This window comes from Streptomyces sp. NPDC043176, from assembly GCF_056436715.1.
In genome coordinates this window covers 59,366-75,826 of sequence record NZ_JBWKCA010000019.1, presented here as the reverse complement: position 1 = coordinate 75,826, position 16,461 = coordinate 59,366, and the positions used below count along the sequence as shown (strand labels likewise).

The window sequence follows — 16,461 nt, the reverse complement described above, 5'->3', positions numbered from 1 at the left end:
ATTGCCGAACACCTAACGGCAATACGCGCTAGAGTGTGGCAGTGCCAAGGGCCGGTAACGCCCTCAACACGAGGGCGCGGACCACCGGAGGGACCCGGGGTTCGCCTTCCCCTGGACGAAGGACAAAGGAGTCGCGGGTGTCCAGCTCCGACATCTTCCTCGGCGAGACCATCGGTACCGCCGTACTCATTCTGCTCGGCGGCGGTGTGTGCGCCGCCGTGACGCTCAAGGGCTCCAAGGCCCGCAACGCGGGCTGGCTCGCGATCACCTTCGGGTGGGGCTTCGCCGTCATGACGGCCGTCTACATGACCGCTTCCCTCTCGGGCGCCCATCTGAACCCCGCCGTCACGGTCGGAATCGCGATCAAGGACGGCGAGTGGGGCGACGTGCCCGTCTACATCGCGGGCCAGATGCTCGGCGCGATGATCGGGGCGGTGCTGGTCTGGGTGGCCTACTACGGCCAGTTCCAGGCGCACCTCGCCGACCCGGAGGCCTCGGGCAAGAAGCCGATCGAGGGCCCCGGCCCGGTGCTCGGCGTCTTCTCCACCGGCCCCGAGATCCGGAACACCTGGCAGAACCTGGCCACCGAGATCATCGGCACCGTCGTGCTCGTCCTGGCCGTGCTCACCCAGGGCCTCAACGACAGCGGCAAGGGTCTCGGCGTCATAGGCGCCCTGATCACCGCGTTCGTCGTGGTCTCCATCGGCCTCTCGCTCGGCGGCCCGACCGGCTACGCGATCAACCCGGCCCGTGACCTCGGCCCGCGCATCGTGCACGCCCTGCTCCCGCTGCCGCACAAGGGCACCTCCGACTGGAGCTACGCCTGGATCCCGGTGGCCGGTCCGCTGATCGGTGGCGCCATCGCCGCGGGTATCTACAACATCGCGTTCGCCTGAGCCGTCCTTCTTCCAGACCCCCCTTGGAGCACACCGTGACCGACGCACACACCTCCGGCCCGTTCATCGCGGCCATCGATCAGGGCACCACCTCCTCGCGCTGCATCGTCTTCGACAAGGACGGCCGGATCGTCTCGGTCGACCAGAAGGAGCACGAGCAGATCTTCCCGAAGCCGGGCTGGGTGGAGCACGACGCCGCCGAGATCTGGGCCAACGTCCAGGAGGTCGTCGCCGGCGCCCTGACGAAGGGCGGCATCGCCGCCACCGACGTCAAGGCCATCGGCATCACCAACCAGCGCGAGACCACGCTGCTCTGGGACAGGAACACCGGCGAGCCCGTCCACAACGCCCTCGTCTGGCAGGACACCCGCACCGACTCGCTCTGCAAGGAGCTCGGCCGCAACGTCGGCCAGGACCGCTTCCGCCGTGAGACCGGCCTGCCGCTTGCGAGCTACTTCGCCGGCCCGAAGATCCGCTGGATGCTCGACAACGTCGAGGGGCTGCGCGAGCGCGCCGAGGCCGGCGACATCCTCTTCGGCACCATGGACTCGTGGGTCATCTGGAACCTCACGGGTGGCACCGACGGCGGCGTGCACGTCACCGACGTCACCAACGCCTCGCGCACCATGCTGATGAACCTGCACACCCTGGCCTGGGACGAGAAGATCGCGGAGTCGATGGGGGTCCCCCTCAACGTCCTCCCCGAGATCCGGTCCTCCGCCGAGGTCTACGGCCACGTCAAGGACGGCGCCCTCGCCGGTGTCCCGGTCGCCTCGGCGCTCGGCGACCAGCAGGCCGCCCTGTTCGGCCAGACCTGCTTCGCCGAGGGCGAGGCCAAGTCCACGTACGGCACCGGCACCTTCATGCTGATGAACACCGGCGACAAGATCATCAACTCCTACAGCGGCCTGCTGACCACGGTCGGCTACCAGATCGGCGACCAGAAGCCGGTCTACGCCCTGGAGGGCTCGATCGCCGTCACCGGTTCGCTGGTGCAGTGGATGCGCGACCAGATGGGCCTCATCAAGTCCGCCGCCGAGATCGAGACCCTCGCGTCCTCGGTCGAGGACAACGGCGGCGCCTACTTCGTGCCGGCCTTCTCCGGCCTGTTCGCCCCGTACTGGCGCTCCGACGCCCGCGGCGTGATCGCCGGCCTCACCCGGTACGTCACCAAGGCGCACATCGCCCGCGCCGTCCTGGAGGCCACCGCCTGGCAGACCCGCGAGATCACCGACGCCATGACGAAGGACTCCGGCGTCGAGCTGACCGCGCTGAAGGTCGACGGCGGCATGACCTCCAACAACCTGCTGATGCAGACCCTCTCGGACTTCCTGGACGCGCCCGTCGTGCGCCCGATGGTCGCCGAGACCACCTGCCTCGGCGCCGCCTACGCCGCCGGCCTGGCCGTCGGCTTCTGGCCGGACACCGACGCGCTGCGCGCCAACTGGCGCCGGGCGGCGGAATGGACCCCTCGCATGGACGCCGACAAGCGTGACAGCGAGTACAAGAGCTGGCTCAAGGCCGTCGAGCGGACCATGGGCTGGATCGAGGACGAGGAGTAATTCGACATGACCACCCTGCAGAGCGTCCCTGCCCTCGGGACGCACCCGGCGTCCGGCTCCCTGCCGAGCCGCGCCGAGACCCGGGAACAGCTTTCCAAGGCGACGTACGACCTCCTGGTGATCGGCGGCGGCATCCTGGGCATCTCCACCGCCTGGCACGCCGCGCAGTCGGGCCTGCGGGTGGCCCTGGTGGACGCCGGCGACTTCGCCGGCGCCACCTCCTCCGCCTCCTCCAAGCTCCTCCACGGCGGTCTGCGCTACCTGCAGACCGGCGCGGTGAAGCTGGTCGCGGAGAACCACTTCGAGCGGCGTGCGGTCTCCCGCCAGGTGGCACCGCACCTCGCCAACCCCCTCACCTTCTACCTGCCCGTCTACAAGGGCGGCCCGCACGGCGCGGCCAAGCTCGGAGCCGGCGTCTTCGCCTACTCCGCCCTGTCGGCCTTCGGCGACGGCGTCGGGCACCTGCTCTCCCCCGCCAAGGCCGCGCAGGACGTGCCGGAGCTGCGGACGGACAACCTGAAGGCCGTGGCCGTCTACGGCGACGACCAGATGAACGACGCCCGCATGGCCCTGATGACGGTCCGCGCGGCGGTCGACGCCGGCGCCACCGTCCTCAACCACGCCGAGGTCACCGGACTGCGCTTCACCCGCGGCCGGGTCACCGGCGCCGAGCTCAAGGACCGCACCAGCGGCGACGAGTTCGGCGTCACCGCCCGCCTGGTGCTCAACGCGACCGGCCCCTGGGTCGACCACCTGCGCAGGATGGAGGACCCGAACGCGGCCCCCTCCATCCGTCTCTCCAAGGGCGCGCACCTGGTCCTCAAGCGGACCTCGCCGTGGAAGGCGGCGCTCGCCACCCCGATCGACAAGTACCGCATCACCTTCGCCCTCCCCTGGGAGGACATGCTCCTCCTCGGCACCACCGACGAGGAGTACGAGGGCGACCCCGGCCAGGTCGAGGTCACCGAGAAGGACACCGCCCAGATCCTGGACGAGGCCGCCTTCTCCATCCGTGACCAGCAGCTGTCGCGGGACCTCATCACCTACGCCTTCGCCGGTCTCCGGGTGCTCCCCGGCGGCCCCGGCGACACCTCCAAGGCCAAGCGCGAGACGGTCGTCACCGAGGGCCGCGGCGGCATGCTGTCGGTGGCCGGCGGCAAGTGGACGACCTTCCGCCACATCGGCCGTACGGTCATGAAGAAGCTGGAGCAGCTCCCCGGCCACCCGCTCGGCGAGGACTACGAGCCGGTCTCGACGCTGCCGAAGCGGCTGCCGCTGCCCGGCATAGCCAACCCGAACGCGGTCGCGCACCGGCTGCTCGTCGACGGCCCGGCGCCCGGCCCCCGGATGGCCGCCGACACCGCCAAGCACCTGGCGACGCACTACGGTTCGCTCTCCTTCGAGATCGCCCGCATGGCGAACGAGAACCCCGAGCTGGCCCGCCGGATCCACCCGGACGCGCCGGAGATCTGGGCGCAGGTCGCCTACGCCCGCGACCACGAGTGGGCCGAGACGGCGGACGACGTGCTGCGCCGCCGCACCACGCTGACGATCCGCGGTCTCGCGACGGACGAGATCCGTGCCGGCGTCGATTCGATGCTGCGCAAGTAACCGGCGTACGGCCAGGGGCGGTTCCTCTCCGAGGGGCCGCCCCTGCCGCGTGCCACGCGCCGTCCACACGGCCGCAACACTCGGCGCGCAGAGTGGACGCATGAAGTTTCAGGTGCTGTCGATCGTCCACCACTCCCCGCACCCGCTCACCGGAGAGATCCTCTCCGCCGCCGACCGGTTGGAGCAGGTCGTCACGCTCGGCGAGACCGCCGAGCGGCTCGGCTTCGACGCGTACGCGGTGGGAGAGCGGCACGCGGGCCCGTTCCTCTCCTCGGCCCCGACCGTCCTGCTGGCCGCCCTCGCCGCCCGGACCACCCGGATCAGGCTGCTGACCGGCGTCACCGTCGTCGCGGTCCTGGACCCCGTCCGCGTCGCCGAGGACTACGCCACCCTCGACCAGCTCTCCCGGGGCCGGCTCGAACTCGTCGTCGGCAAGGGCGCGGAGGCCGGGCACTTCGACCTCTTCGGGCTGGACGAGGAGCGGCAGTGGGACCTCCAGAGGGAGAAGTACGAGCTGCTCCGCCGGCTCTGGACGGAGGAGGGCGTCGACTGGGAGGGCGAGTTCCGCCCGCCGCTGAAGAACGTCACCACCGTGCCGCGTCCGTACGCCGGCCCGCCGCGGATCTGGCACGGCTCGGCCACCAGCCTGAACTCCCCCGAGCTCGCGGCCGAGCACGGCGACCCGCTGTTCACCGCCAACGCCATCCAGCCCAGGGAGGCGTACGCCAGGCTCATCGCGCACTACCGCGAGAAGTTCGAGGAGCACGGCCACGACCCGGCCCACGCGCGCGTGGCGGCCGGTTCCGGCGGCCTGCTCATCGCCGACACCGCCGAACGGGCGGTCGCCCGCTACAAGGACCTGTACGAGGCGAAGGTGCGGCAGAGCTTCCGCCCGCACCTGGAGGGCAAGGCCGGGTACAACACGCCGTTCCGCACCATCGAGGACGCGATCGCGGGCGGCCCCCAGCTGATCGGCTCGCCCCAGCAGATCATCGACAAGATCCTCGGCTACCACGAGCACTACGGGCACGACCTGCAGTCGGTCACGGTCGACACCTTCGGCCAGTCGACGGCCGAGCAGGCCGAGACGCTCCAGCGCTTCGCGGAGGAGATCGCGCCGGTGGTGCGGAGGGAGGCGCCGAGCACGCTCTGGGAGGAGTGAGCCGGCCGTGTGCGGAGGGGAGTTCCTGGGTAGTCGATCAAGGCCGCACGGGTTTTCGGGGATGTCCGGGGGCTGCGGACGGGCCACCGGAAAGCCGTAAGGTTGCTCCGTACGACAGGAACTTCGAAAAGGAGGCGCTGGGTGATCGAGCTCGAGGGGGTACCCGAGCTGATCGACCCGGTCATGGTGGCCGCGTTCGAAGGCTGGAACGACGCCGGCGACGCCGCCTCCACCGCGGTCGCCCATCTGGACCGGGAATGGAAGGGCGAGGTGTTCGCGGCGCTCGACGCCGAGGACTACTACGACTTCCAGGTCAACCGGCCCACGGTCTTCCTGGACAACGGCGTCCGGAAGATCACCTGGCCGACGACCCGGCTCTCCGTGGTCCGGGTCGGCGGCGACAAGCCCCGCGACCTGGTGCTCGTGCGCGGGATCGAGCCCTCGATGCGCTGGCGCTCCTTCTGCAACGAGCTGCTCGCCTTCGCCCACGAGCTGGGCGTGGAGATGGTGGTGATCCTGGGCGCGCTGCTCGGCGACACCCCGCACACCCGGCCGGTCCCGGTCAGCGGGGTCACCTCCGACCCCGACCTGGCGCGGACGATGGACCTGGAGGAGACCCGGTACGAGGGCCCGACGGGCATCGTCGGCATCCTCCAGGAGGCGTGCACGCACGCGGGCGTGCCGGCGGTGAGCCTGTGGGCCGCGGTGCCGCACTACGTGTCGCAGCCGCCGAACCCCAAGGCGACCCTGGCGCTCCTCAACCGCCTGGAGGACCTGATCGGTCTGCGCATCCCGCTGGGCGAGCTGCCCGAGGACGCGCGGGCCTGGCAGCTGGGCGTGGACCAGCTGGCCGCCGAGGACAGCGAGGTCGCCGAGTACGTGCAGACCCTGGAGGAGGCGCGGGACACGGCGGAGCTGCCGGAGGCCTCGGGCGAGGCGATCGCCCGCGAGTTCGAGCGGTACCTGCGGCGGCGCGAGCCCGGCACCGGGCCGGGCCCCGGCGTGGCGACGGACGGCGGCGACTCCCCGTTCCTGCGGGAGTCCGGCAGCGGCCGGACGCGGCCGCCGAAGCCCGAGCAGCCCGGACCGGAGGCGGTCCCTGGTGCGGAGCAGCCGGATCCCGGACCGGCGCCGGACGCGGAGGCGGCCGGCGGACCGGCGAAGGCGAGGGGCCCCGAAGCGGCCGAGGACCCGGGCGCCGGGCCAGGGCCGTCGGACGGAGGCCCGGGCGCCGAGCCCGACCCGTCGGACGGAGGCCCTCGCGCCGAGCCAGGGCCGTCGGACGGGAGCCCTGGCGCCGAGCCCGAGCCGCCCGCCGGGGGCGCGGGCGGCGACGCGGAGGAGTGACCGGTGCGGGAGGGGTGGCGCGGCCGCCCCTCCCGTACGGCTTTCCGGCCTCGGGCACGCCCGGGCCGGCCGGGGGTCAGACCCGCGGCACGGACACCACGTCGTAGGTGGCGGTGGCCGGGTCGGGGTCCAGGCCGAACCGGGCGTTGGGCAGGTAGATCCGGTCGCCCCAGGCGGCCGCGGTGGTCGGGACGCGGAACCGCTCCGGGTCGGTGATCCGGGCGATGGCGGTGCCGCGCGATCCGGACGCGTCGAGCCGGACCACGTCGATCTGGTCGATCGCCTGCTGGACGACGTACAGGTGGCGGCCGAGGAGCAGCAGGCCGTCGCCGTGCGGGATCTTCAGGCCGCCGAGGTCGACCGTGCGGGCGGTGCCCGTGCGCGGGTCGACGCGCAGGAGCGTGCCGCCGTCCTTGAAGACGTTGACCACGAGCAGCGCCCGGCCGTCGGGGGTGCGCTCGATGCCGTTGGCGGTGAAGTCGCCGCCCTGCGCCCAGTCGCCGCCCAGCGGGACGGTCGTCACCGCGTCGCCGGGTTCGCCGGCGCGGTCGACGTCCAGCCGGTACAGCTGGGGCTGGAAGGAGTCGGTGAACCAGGCGGCGCCGGGGGTCAGGACGACGTCGTTGACCATGGTGGTGTCGGCACCGAGGCCGGTGAAGTGGCGCAGGAGCGCGCCGGAGCGGGCGTCGACGACCCGGATCTCCCGGCTCCAGCCGCCGGAGAGGAAGAGCCGGCGCTCGGCCCGGTCGATCTTGAGCCCGACGGTGCTGTGGCCGTCACCGAGGCCCTGGTGGACGATCCGGCCCTCACCGGTCGCCAGCGAGGCGCGGTGGACGGCGCCGTTGCCGAGCGAGCCGAAGTAGGCGTACGGGCTGTGGCCGATGGCGACGCCCTCCGGCTGGAAGCCCAGCGGGAGCGGGAGCTCGGTCGGCCACCGCCCGCCGGGTGCGGCCGCCTGCGCCGGGCCGGCGGCGAGGGGGCCGGTGAGAGCCGCCGCGCCGAGGGCGACGGCGGCTCCCAGGAATCCTCTGCGTGCGAGGGGATGCTGCACTGAGTGCCCTTTCGTACAAACGGTCTACTGGCACTCACAGCCCATCACAACGCGCTTTCCCCTCGGGGGGCTTGGCCGGATCTCGCGGCTGCGAGGCCGGGATCAGCCGCAGCTGAGGCGGGCCGCCGCCCAGTCCCCGTGGTCGCCGCTCTTGGACCCGTTGGTGTCGGTGATCCGCAGCCTGAGGTGCCGTGCCCCGGTCACGTCGACGTTCACGGGCAGGGTCGCGGAGGCTCCGGTCAGCCGGGGCGAGGTCCACAGGACCCGGCCGTCGGCCTCGACGGAGAAGGCCACGTCCCCGTATCCGTCGATCTCGTCGTCGATGCCGACGTCGGCCGTCAGGGCGGTGCAGCGGCCTCCGAGGTAGACCTCGATGTCGGAGTCGGCGTGGGCGCCGATCCCCTTGGCGTAGGTCTTGCCCGCGAGGGTCAGGGGCCGGCCGTCGGCGGCGCCGGACTCGCCGTTGGAGCGGTCGCGTTCCGGCGGTCCCCAGCCGTTCACGGAGCGCAGCCAGACCAGGTCGCCCGCCCAGGCGTCGCCGCTCGGCGGCGGGGGCATCACGCCGACCGCGAGCCGCTGGGAGGCGGTGCGGTCGGTGCCCGCGGCGCGGTGCCGGGCGGTCGCCGTGAGGGTGGCCTCGCCGGGCTTCGCGTCCGCGGCGGGGGTGACGGCGACCTGGACCCGGCGGGTGGTGCCGGCCGGGACGCGGCCGAGCGGCGCCGCCGGGGTGACCTGCCAGCCGGCCGGGACGTCCAGGGAGACCCGGACGTCGGTGGCGTCCGCGGCGCCGGCCGTGACGTCCACGGCGACGGTGCCGGGGGCGCCGGCCCCGAGCTCCTGGCCGGTGGGTGCGGCCAGGACGGCGGCGGCGCCCGGGACGGCGCCGCCGACCGCGCTGGTCTCGGTCAGCCGCAGCTCGAAGCCGCGGGCGGTGGACAGGGCCGCGGTCTTGACGCGGACCACTCCCCCGCGCTCGTCGCGGTCGTACCACCAGCCCTCGGCGGCCCCGTCGAAGGCGGCACGGGAGGTGAGGCCGGGCAGCCTGCGGCCGTCGAGCCGGACGCTGCCGGGGGCGTCGCCGGTGTGGACGGTGAAGGCGTACGGCCGGGCGGCCGGCTTGCCGGTGTACGAGCCGGTGCTGGGTCCGACGCGGACGGAGACGTCGCCGGGACCCGCGTTCGGGGCGCGGACCTCGGCGCGCTGGGTGGCGTACCGGCCGGTGCGGTGCTCGCGGGTGACGCCGTCGTCCTCGTACAGCTCGAAGGACGAGGTGCCCTTGGGGTAGACGTCCCAGGCGAGCGGGTCGCCGGGGGCGCGGTCGGTGTACGAGCGGATGCCGCCGGGCCACATCGGCACGGCCGCCCCGGCCCGTACGAACAGGGGCAGGGTGTCGAGCGGCGCGCTGTAGTCGTCGAGGGTCACCGGGCCCTGGTGGACGCGCCCGCTCCAGTAGTCGATCCAGGTGCCGGCGGGCAGGTGGATGCCGTCGCGTTCGACGGCGTCCTGGTAGACGGGCGCGACCAGGAAGTCCTCGCCGCTGAGGAACTCGTACTTCGCGGCGTCGCCCGCGGCCTTCGGGTCGTCCGGGTACTCCAGGGCCAGCGGCCGGGCGAGGCCGACGCCGGTCTTCGTGGCCCGGTGGGCGTGGCTGTAGATGTACGGGAGCAGGGCCTCGTGCAGCTTGAGGGAGGCGCGGTTGATCGTGGTGTACGGCTCGCCGTACCGGAAGGGCTGTTTGTCGCTGGCCGCCCAGCCGTCCATGGTCATGGTGACGGGCAGGAACGTCTTCCACTGGAGGTCGCGGGTGTACGTCTTGGCGCTGCCGCCGAAGATGCCGTCGACGTCACCGGTGGTGTAGGCGAGGCCGGACATGGACGCGCCCGCGTAGGTGGGTATCTGCCAGCGGATGTACTCCCAGCTGCCGGACTGGTCGCCGGACCACTGGACGCCGCAGCGCTGGGCGCCCGACCAGCTCTCGGGGGCCCAGGTGAAGCCCCGGGCGTCGCTGTTGGCCTCGATGCCGGCGTGGGCGTCCTTGCAGCCGTCGAGGGCGAACTTGTAGCCCTCGCCGACCCAGGCGACGTCGAGCTTGGCGACCCGCTGGCCGGCCTTGACCTGTTCGCCGAGCCGGTCGATGCCGTCCTCGGTCCACAGGCCCAGCTTCATGCCCCGCTCACCGAGCCCGGCGGAGGCTTCGGCGAGGTTCTCGTAGCCGCAGCCGTAGCCGTCGTTGACGAGCATCCAGCCGTTGGGCATGTCGTGCTCGACGTAGCCGTCGGCGACCTTCAGGGCGTCGAGGGTGTGGCGCTCACCGCGGTTGGCGTTGTGGAGGTAGCAGTCGGCGTCGCCGATCTCCAGGCCGTACACGGGCGGCATGAACGGCTTGCCGGTGAGCCGGGTGTACTGGCCGATGACGTCCTTGGCGGCGTCGCGGCCGGCGCCGGTGAAGTAGTAGGCGTCGAAGCGCCGTTCCTTCGCGGTGGTGGTGACGGGCGCGGTGAAGGCGTACGTGTTGGGGGCGTAGGTGTTGCGGTAGACGCCGTAGCCGGCGGAGGAGAGGTAGAACGGGACGGAGTTGGGGTGGCCGCCGTCGTTCCAGTCGTAGTCGACGCCGACCTCGACGGTCTTGTCGCGGTGGGAGGTGTTGCCGCGGCCGTTCTGCATGCCGGCGCCGTAGAACTGCTCCGTGGCGCCGCGGGCGAGGGTCTGGACGGTGCGGTCCTGGTTCCAGGTGAGGCCCCGGGTCTCGCTCCAGAGGGGGGTGCCGTCGGCCCGGACGGCCGCGAAGCGGAGCGGAGCCTTGTAGGCCCGCAGGGTCACGTCGGCGGTGCCGAGTTCGTACCGGTCGCCGAGGTCGCGCCAGGTGGTGGCCGGCGCCGGGCCCTGGGGCAGGGTGATGTCGGTGCCGGTGGGGTCGGTGAACCTGCCGTCGGGGGCGAGTTCGATGCGGAAGGTGTCGGCGGTGACGAAGGAGACGCGGGCCTCGGCCTGACCGGCGGTCAGCCGGTAGACGGGGCCGTCGGCGGCGAAGCCGGTGACGTCGCCGACGGTGGTGTCGGACGGTTCGGCCGTGGCGGTGGCTCCGGGTCCCGCGAGGGTGGCGACGAACCCGAGGAGTGCACCGACGACTGCAGCTCTCATGCGCATTGATGATTGCATGGGGCCTATTTAGCGCAGATTCGAGCATCGCGACAGGACAAAAAGGAACCGCCCCCGGACTTCCTGAAGAAGTCCAAGAGCGGTTGCCCTTAGGCGAGTTGTACGGATCGCCTGCTACAGGGCGACGCCGAGGAGCGCGTCGACGGCGCGGGAGACGAGTCCGGGGGCGGAGTCGTCGTCGCCGCCCTCGGCCGTCTGGAGCGCGGCCCAGCGGTCCACCGCGGCGAGCGCGGTGGGGGTGTCCAGGTCGTCGGAGAGCGCCTCGCGGAGCTCCTCGACCAGCGCGTCCGCGGGCGTGCCGTCCGGGCGGGACACCGCGGCGCGCCAGCGGCCGAGGCGGTCGACGGCGTCCCGGAGGACCTGGTCGGTCCACTCCCAGTCGTCACGGTAGCGGTGGGACAGGAGCGCGAGCCGGATGGCGGCCGGGTCGACGCCGTCCTTGCGCAGCTTCGAGACGAAGACCAGGTTGCCCCGGGACTTGGACATCTTCTCGCCGTCGAGCGCGACCATGCCGGCGTGGACGTACGCCTTGGCCATCGGGTACTCGCCGGTGAGGGTCTGGGCGTGGGAGGCGCCCATCTCGTGGTGCGGGAAGATCAGGTCGGAACCGCCGCCCTGCACGTCGAAGCCCATGCCGAGGTGGTCGAGGGCGATGGCGACGCACTCGATGTGCCAGCCGGGACGGCCGGCGCCGAGGCCGGCGCCGTCCCAGCTCGGCTCGCCCTCGCGGGCCGCCATCCACAGCATCGGGTCGAGCGGGTTCTTCTTGCCGGGGCGCTCCGGGTCCCCGCCGCGCTCGGCGGACAGGTGGCGCATCAGCTCGGTGCTGTAGTGCGAGACCTCGCCGAAGTGCGGGTCGGCGTCGACGGAGAAGTAGATGTCGCCGTCCAGCTCGTAGGCGGCGCCCGAGTCCCGGAGCCGCTCGACGAGCGGGACGATGCCCGGTATGGCCTCGACGGCGCCGATGTAGTGCTGCGGGGGCAGCATCCGCAGGGCGGTCATGTCCTCGCGGAACAGGGCGGTCTCGCGCTCGGCGAGGCCGACCCAGTCGATGCCGTCGCGGATCGCGCGCTCCAGGAGCGGGTCGTCCACGTCCGTCACGTTCTGGACGTAGTGCACCTGCCGCTTGGTGTCGAGCCACACGCGCTGAACGAGGTCGAACGCGTTGTAGGTCGCCGCGTGACCCATGTGGGTCGCGTCGTACGGCGTGATGCCGCAGACGTAGATACGGGCGACGGGGCCGGGGGCGAGGGTGACTCGTCCGCCGGTCGCGGTGTCGTGGATCCGGAGGTCGCGGCCCTTGCCGGGAAGGGCGGGGACCTCAGAAGCGGGCCAGGCATGCATGACCCGAGCCTAACCGGACAGGTGTTCCGGATACGAACCGGATCCGGGATCTTGACCGATTAGGCGCTCTTGCGGGTGAGGGGCGTGCGTGCATACCCCCTAGGGGTCCCTACGCCCTTCGGCGCCTTGGCCGAAACCTTTCGGCCCGGTTCAGACCGGAGGCCAGGGGATCGCCGGCCACCGGCCCGAGGGCTCCGGGTGCCGCCCGGTCACCCGCAGGGCCTCCACGCGGGCGCGTACGGCCGCCACCTCGGCACCGGTGAGCAGTTCCGCCAGACGGGCGGCGAGCGGCGCTCCCGGAGCCAGGGAACCGGCGAGCCGGTCGAGCACCCCGGCCGCCTCGACGGGCAGTTCCTCGCCCGCCCAGCCCCACAGCAGCGTCCGCAGCTTGTCGTCCACGTGGAAGGTGACGCCGTGGTCGATGCCGTACAGCCGGCCGTCCGGCGCAGGCAGCAGGTGCCCGCCCTTGCGGTCGCCGTTGTTGATGACGGCGTCCAGGACGGCCAGCCGCCGCAGCTCGGGGGTGTCCGCGTGCACCAGCAGGGCGGTGCGGTCCTCGTCCACCTGGGCGGGCCCGACGGCCTTCCAGCCCTCGCCGGCCTCGTCGTCCTCGGTGAGCGCCAGCAGCCGCGCCTCGGGGTCCGCCTCGATCCACAGCTGGACCATGCCCTCCCCGTACGGTCCGTCACGGAGCACGGTCGGCGGGATCAGCCCCCAGCCGGTGGCCTCGGAGAGCTCGTACGCGGCCACCTCGCGCTGCGCGAGGGTGCCGTCGGGGAAGTCCCACAGCGGCTGCTCCCCCGCGACCGGCTTGTAGACGCAGGCCGTCTCACGGCCCCCGTACGCGACGGAGCAGTACAGCACGGCGTTGGACGCCTCGCGGACCCGGCCGCGCACGGTCAGCTCACCGCGGGCGAGCAGTTCGGCGTCCTGCGGGGTCGAAGGGCTGCTGCTCATGCGCCGCGGCGGTATCCGTTCTGGCGCGGGCAGACGTGCCCCTCGGGGTCGAGCGGCAGACTGCACAGCGGGCACGGCGGCCGGCCGGCGTTGACGACGTCGAGGGCCCGCTTGGCGAAGGCCCGGGCCTGGGCCCCGCTGAGGCGGACCCGGAGCATCGGCGGGCCGTTCTCCTCGTCCTGGAGCAGCCGCTCCTCCGCCTCGGCGAGGTCCTCCTCGGAGTCCACGTCGAGCTCCACGAGGGCCTGCGCCTCGACGATCATGCGCTGCTCCTCGCCGTCCCAGGCGAGCGCCATGGTGCCGACCCGGAACTCCTCCTCGACGGGCGCGTCGAGCGGCGCGGTGTCCGTGATCTCGGCCGGGGCGACGGCGGGGACCGGGGCGTTGCCCCCGGTGCGGCGCACGACCTCGTCGAGGAGTTCGTCGATGCGCTCGGCGAGCGCGGCGACCTGCGTCTTCTCCAGGGCGACGCTGGTGACCCGGCCGGCCGCGGACGCCTGGAGGAAGAAGGTGCGGCGGCCAGGCAGCCCGACCGTGCCGGCCACGAAACGCTCCGGTGGGTCGTAGAGGAACACCTGACGGGACACGTTCCCGACTCCCTTGCGTCTCGACGGTCGTACTACAGCGGCGCGTCCACCCTACTGCGCAAGGGGATCACGGTGCGCCCGCACCACCACCGACCTCCGCCGCCCCACTGCTGTCGGGGTGGTCGCGGGGCGCGAGGCCGGCGAAGTCACCGGTGTCGCCGAGGCGGAGGAGGAAGGGACGCAGGCGCGTGTAGCGGATGACGGTGACCGAGCAGGGGTCGACGTGGACGCGCTGGAACAGGTCGAGGTGGAGGCCGAGGGCGTCGGCCACGATCGACTTCACGATGTCCCCGTGGGAGCACATGAGGTACGTGGCGTCCTCGCCGTGCTCGGCCTCGACGCGGGCGTTCCAGTCGTGCACGGCCTCGACGGCGCGGTTCTGCATGGCGCGCATCGACTCGCCGCCCGGGAAGGCGGCGGCGGACGCGTGCGCCTGGACGACGTCCATCAGCGGCTCGTCGTTGAGCTCGGCCAGCTTGCGGCCCGACCAGTCGCCGTAGTCGCACTCGTTGATCCGGTCCTCGACGTGGAGGGGGAGCTCCGGGCGGGCGTCCAGGAGGGGCCGCAGGGTCTCCCGGCAGCGCTGGAGGGGGCTGCAGACGGCGGCGGCGAGCGGGACGCCCGCCAGGCGCCCCGGCAGGGCCGCGGCCTGCGCGGCCCCGCGCTCGTCGAGCGCGATCCCGGGCGTGCGCCCGGCGAGTACCCCGGAGGTGTTGGCGGTGGAGCGTCCGTGCCGGACGAGGATCAACGTGGCCATGCGGGCCAGCCTAGGCGGTGTGCAGGCCGGGGGGGGGGGGGGGGGGGGGGGGGGGGCGGGCCCCCCCCCCCCCCCACGACCGGCAGGACACCCTGGGCGGACTCACGCACGTGTGAGCCCGGTCACGGGCCTTCCCCGCGGACGCACACGTGCGCGACGGAGGCGTTCGGGGGAGAATGCGCCGCGTGATCGTGGACTCAGCCATCTACCGCGACGGGCGCCGCACGGACGGGCCCGCCGATCTCTCCGACGCCCTGGAGGAGGCCCGGGCCGCCGGGGACGCCTTCCTGTGGGTGGGGCTGCACGAGCCCACGGCGGCGGAGTTCGACCATGTCGCCTCCGAGTTCGCGCTGCATCCGCTCGCCGTCGAGGACGCGCTGAAGGCCCACCAGCGGCCCAAGCTGGAGGTCTACGACGACTCGCTGTTCGTGGTGCTCAAGCCGGTCGTGTACGAGCCGAAGAGCGACCGGGTCTCCTCCGGCGAGCTCATGATCTTCATGGGCGACTCGTTCGTGGTGACCGTCCGACACGGCGAGGGCGCACCCCTGATGGCGGTGCGCAAGCGCCTGGAGGCCGACCCGGAGCTCCTCAAGCACGGGCCGACGGCGGTGCTGTACGCGGTGAGCGACGCGATCGTGGACCACTACCTGGACGTGACGGCCGAACTCCAGGTGGACCTGGAGGAGCTGGAGGCGGACGTCTTCGCGCCCTCCGGGGGCAATCCGGCGAACACCGCCGAACGGATCTACACGGCCAAGCGCCAGGTCCTGGAGTTCCGGCGGGCCAGCGGGCCGCTGGCCGGGCCGATGTCCCGGCTGACGGCCGGTGCGGTGCCGTTCGTGAACGAGGAAGCGCAGCCCTTCTTCCGCGACGTCAACGACCACCTGCTGCGCTCCAACGAGCAGGTGGAGGGGCTCGACCGGCTGCTGTCCGACGTGCTGTCGGCCCATCTCGCGCAGATGGGGGTGCGCCAGAACGACGACATGCGGAAGATCTCGGCGTGGGCCGCCATGGCCGCCGTCCCGACGATGGTCGCCGGGATCTACGGCATGAACTTCGAGCACATGCCGGAGCTGCGGTGGACCTGGTCGTACCCGGTGGTGATCGTCGTGATGACGGGCATCGTCGTCATGCTGTACCGGGTGTTCAAGCGGCGCGGCTGGATGTGAGACCCGCCCGGGCCGGGCGTGCCCGGAAGGCGGGTGCGCACGGAAGGCGGGTGCGCTCAGAAGGCGGGCGCCGGGGTCATGGGGCCGCCGAGGGCGTTCAGCCGCTCGGGCATCCGCAGGTCGACCATCTTGTGCCAGCCGGCGGCCCGTTCGTACACGTACACGGCGTGGATCCCGGCGGAGAGGGCGGCCGCCTTGGGCTTCGGCCACTTCAGGATCCGGCCCATGTGGCGCATCACCGCGAGGCTGACGTCGCGGTAGACCTGGATCTCGGCGAGGGCGGACTCCCGCAGGGTCCGCTGGATGAGCCGGCCGTGGCCCTGGCGCGCCAGCCGGAGCAGTTCCTCGTGACAGTAGGCGAGGTGGTTCGCCTCGTCGTTGTCGATCATGTGGATGGCCTTGCCCAGTTCGGGGTGGTCCCCGAAGTACGTGACGAGCATGCCCATCTGGTCGGCGGCGCGCTGCTCGGTGACCCGGCTGTGGGCGAGGTAGACGATGACGTCCTCCTCGGTCAGCGGCCGGTCGGCGCGGAGCTTCTCGTGGGCGAGACCGATGCCCCGCTCCTCGAGCAGCATCGTGTAGTCGGTGTCGGCCGGGACCGGGACGGGGTCCAGGCCGCGCTTCCTCATCAGCGCGTGGAAGATCCGGCCGTGCTTGTCCTCGTCGGCGCCGTGCCGGGTGATCTTGGGCGTGAGGTCCCGCATGCCGGGCGCGACGAGGGCCGCGATCCGGGCGTTCTCCCAGCCTCCCTGGGCCTCGCCGCTCGCGGCGATGGAACAGAAGAGCCGGAAGGACTCGTCGTTGTCGATGATTTCCTGGAACAGGCCCTTGGCCGTGAGCATCGCCGCCACCTCCGTGC

General features: G+C 72.5%; 13 protein-coding genes. 6 read left to right on the top strand and 7 right to left on the bottom strand.

Going from position 1 to position 16,461, the window contains the following annotated elements:
* Positions 1-137: 137 nt before the first annotated feature.
* The 5 genes from AC067A_RS27360 to AC067A_RS27340 all read left to right on the top strand — a co-directional run bounded on the left by AC067A_RS27360 (position 138) and on the right by AC067A_RS27340 (position 6,578).
* Positions 138-896 (top strand): MIP/aquaporin family protein, encoded by a 759-nt coding sequence (locus AC067A_RS27360; protein ID WP_386255964.1) that lies wholly within the window; start codon positions 138-140, stop codon positions 894-896.
* Positions 897-931: 35 nt separating this feature from the next.
* On the top strand, positions 932-2,458 hold the full coding sequence (gene glpK, locus AC067A_RS27355; protein ID WP_479245146.1) for a glycerol kinase GlpK: 1,527 nt from the start codon (positions 932-934) through the stop codon (positions 2,456-2,458).
* Positions 2,459-2,464: 6 nt separating this feature from the next.
* Positions 2,465-4,069 (top strand): glycerol-3-phosphate dehydrogenase/oxidase, encoded by a 1,605-nt coding sequence (locus AC067A_RS27350; RefSeq protein WP_479245145.1) that lies wholly within the window; start codon positions 2,465-2,467, stop codon positions 4,067-4,069.
* 100 nt (positions 4,070-4,169) lie between these two features.
* Positions 4,170-5,231 carry an LLM class flavin-dependent oxidoreductase gene (locus AC067A_RS27345; RefSeq protein WP_479245144.1) on the top strand — a complete coding sequence of 354 codons (1,062 nt, stop codon included), beginning with the start codon at positions 4,170-4,172 and terminating at the stop codon, positions 5,229-5,231.
* 141 nt (positions 5,232-5,372) lie between these two features.
* A complete protein-coding gene (locus tag AC067A_RS27340; protein ID WP_479245143.1) occupies positions 5,373-6,578 on the top strand; it encodes a PAC2 family protein in 1,206 nt (401 codons plus the stop codon).
* Positions 6,579-6,654: 76 nt separating this feature from the next.
* Here AC067A_RS27340 and AC067A_RS27335 read toward each other — a convergent pair whose 3' ends face one another.
* The 6 genes from AC067A_RS27335 to AC067A_RS27310 form a co-directional block, all read right to left on the bottom strand.
* Positions 6,655-7,629 carry an SMP-30/gluconolactonase/LRE family protein gene (locus AC067A_RS27335; protein WP_479245142.1) on the bottom strand — a complete coding sequence of 325 codons (975 nt, stop codon included), beginning with the start codon at positions 7,627-7,629 and terminating at the stop codon, positions 6,655-6,657.
* Between the two features lie 102 nt (positions 7,630-7,731).
* Positions 7,732-10,788, bottom strand: coding sequence for an NPCBM/NEW2 domain-containing protein (locus tag AC067A_RS27330; protein ID WP_479245141.1), 3,057 nt, complete (start codon positions 10,786-10,788; stop codon positions 7,732-7,734).
* Between the two features lie 114 nt (positions 10,789-10,902).
* A complete protein-coding gene (gene mshC / locus AC067A_RS27325; protein ID WP_479245140.1) occupies positions 10,903-12,132 on the bottom strand; it encodes a cysteine--1-D-myo-inosityl 2-amino-2-deoxy-alpha-D-glucopyranoside ligase in 1,230 nt (409 codons plus the stop codon).
* A gap of 150 nt (positions 12,133-12,282) precedes the next feature.
* Positions 12,283-13,089 carry an SCO1664 family protein gene (locus AC067A_RS27320; RefSeq protein ID WP_479245139.1) on the bottom strand — a complete coding sequence of 269 codons (807 nt, stop codon included), beginning with the start codon at positions 13,087-13,089 and terminating at the stop codon, positions 12,283-12,285.
* A complete protein-coding gene (locus AC067A_RS27315; RefSeq protein ID WP_479245138.1) occupies positions 13,086-13,676 on the bottom strand; it encodes a DUF3090 domain-containing protein in 591 nt (196 codons plus the stop codon). The genes AC067A_RS27320 and AC067A_RS27315 overlap by 4 nt, the downstream gene beginning before the upstream one ends.
* A 67-nt stretch (positions 13,677-13,743) precedes the next feature.
* The gene (locus tag AC067A_RS27310; RefSeq protein ID WP_479245137.1) at positions 13,744-14,433 is read right to left on the bottom strand and encodes a histidine phosphatase family protein; all 690 of its coding nucleotides are present in this window, start codon (positions 14,431-14,433) and stop codon (positions 13,744-13,746) included.
* Between the two features lie 176 nt (positions 14,434-14,609).
* On the opposite strand from AC067A_RS27310, the gene corA reads away from it, so the two are divergent.
* The gene (gene corA, locus AC067A_RS27305) at positions 14,610-15,602 is read left to right on the top strand and encodes a magnesium/cobalt transporter CorA (protein ID WP_479245136.1); all 993 of its coding nucleotides are present in this window, start codon (positions 14,610-14,612) and stop codon (positions 15,600-15,602) included.
* Positions 15,603-15,658: 56 nt separating this feature from the next.
* Here corA and AC067A_RS27300 read toward each other — a convergent pair whose 3' ends face one another.
* Entirely contained in the window at positions 15,659-16,444 is a 786-nt protein-coding gene (locus AC067A_RS27300; protein WP_479245135.1) for a ferritin-like domain-containing protein, read from the bottom strand.
* Between the last annotated feature and the right edge of the window lie 17 nt (positions 16,445-16,461).

What these genes read in the sequence shown, in the direction of transcription:
- AC067A_RS27350 (WP_479245145.1), top strand. Translation starts at nt 2,465, where the DNA reads ATGACCACCCTGCAGAGCGTCCCTGCCCTCGGGACGCACCCGGCGTCC.
- AC067A_RS27345 (WP_479245144.1), top strand. Translation starts at nt 4,170, where the DNA reads ATGAAGTTTCAGGTGCTGTCGATCGTCCACCACTCCCCGCACCCGCTC.
- AC067A_RS27330 (WP_479245141.1), bottom strand. Translation starts at nt 10,788, where the DNA reads ATGCAATCATCAATGCGCATGAGAGCTGCAGTCGTCGGTGCACTCCTC.
- mshC (WP_479245140.1), bottom strand. Translation starts at nt 12,132, where the DNA reads ATGCATGCCTGGCCCGCTTCTGAGGTCCCCGCCCTTCCCGGCAAGGGC.
- AC067A_RS27320 (WP_479245139.1), bottom strand. Translation starts at nt 13,089, where the DNA reads ATGAGCAGCAGCCCTTCGACCCCGCAGGACGCCGAACTGCTCGCCCGC.
- AC067A_RS27310 (WP_479245137.1), bottom strand. Translation starts at nt 14,433, where the DNA reads ATGGCCACGTTGATCCTCGTCCGGCACGGACGCTCCACCGCCAACACC.
- corA (WP_479245136.1), top strand. Translation starts at nt 14,610, where the DNA reads ATGCGCCGCGTGATCGTGGACTCAGCCATCTACCGCGACGGGCGCCGC.
- AC067A_RS27300 (WP_479245135.1), bottom strand. Translation starts at nt 16,444, where the DNA reads ATGCTCACGGCCAAGGGCCTGTTCCAGGAAATCATCGACAACGACGAG.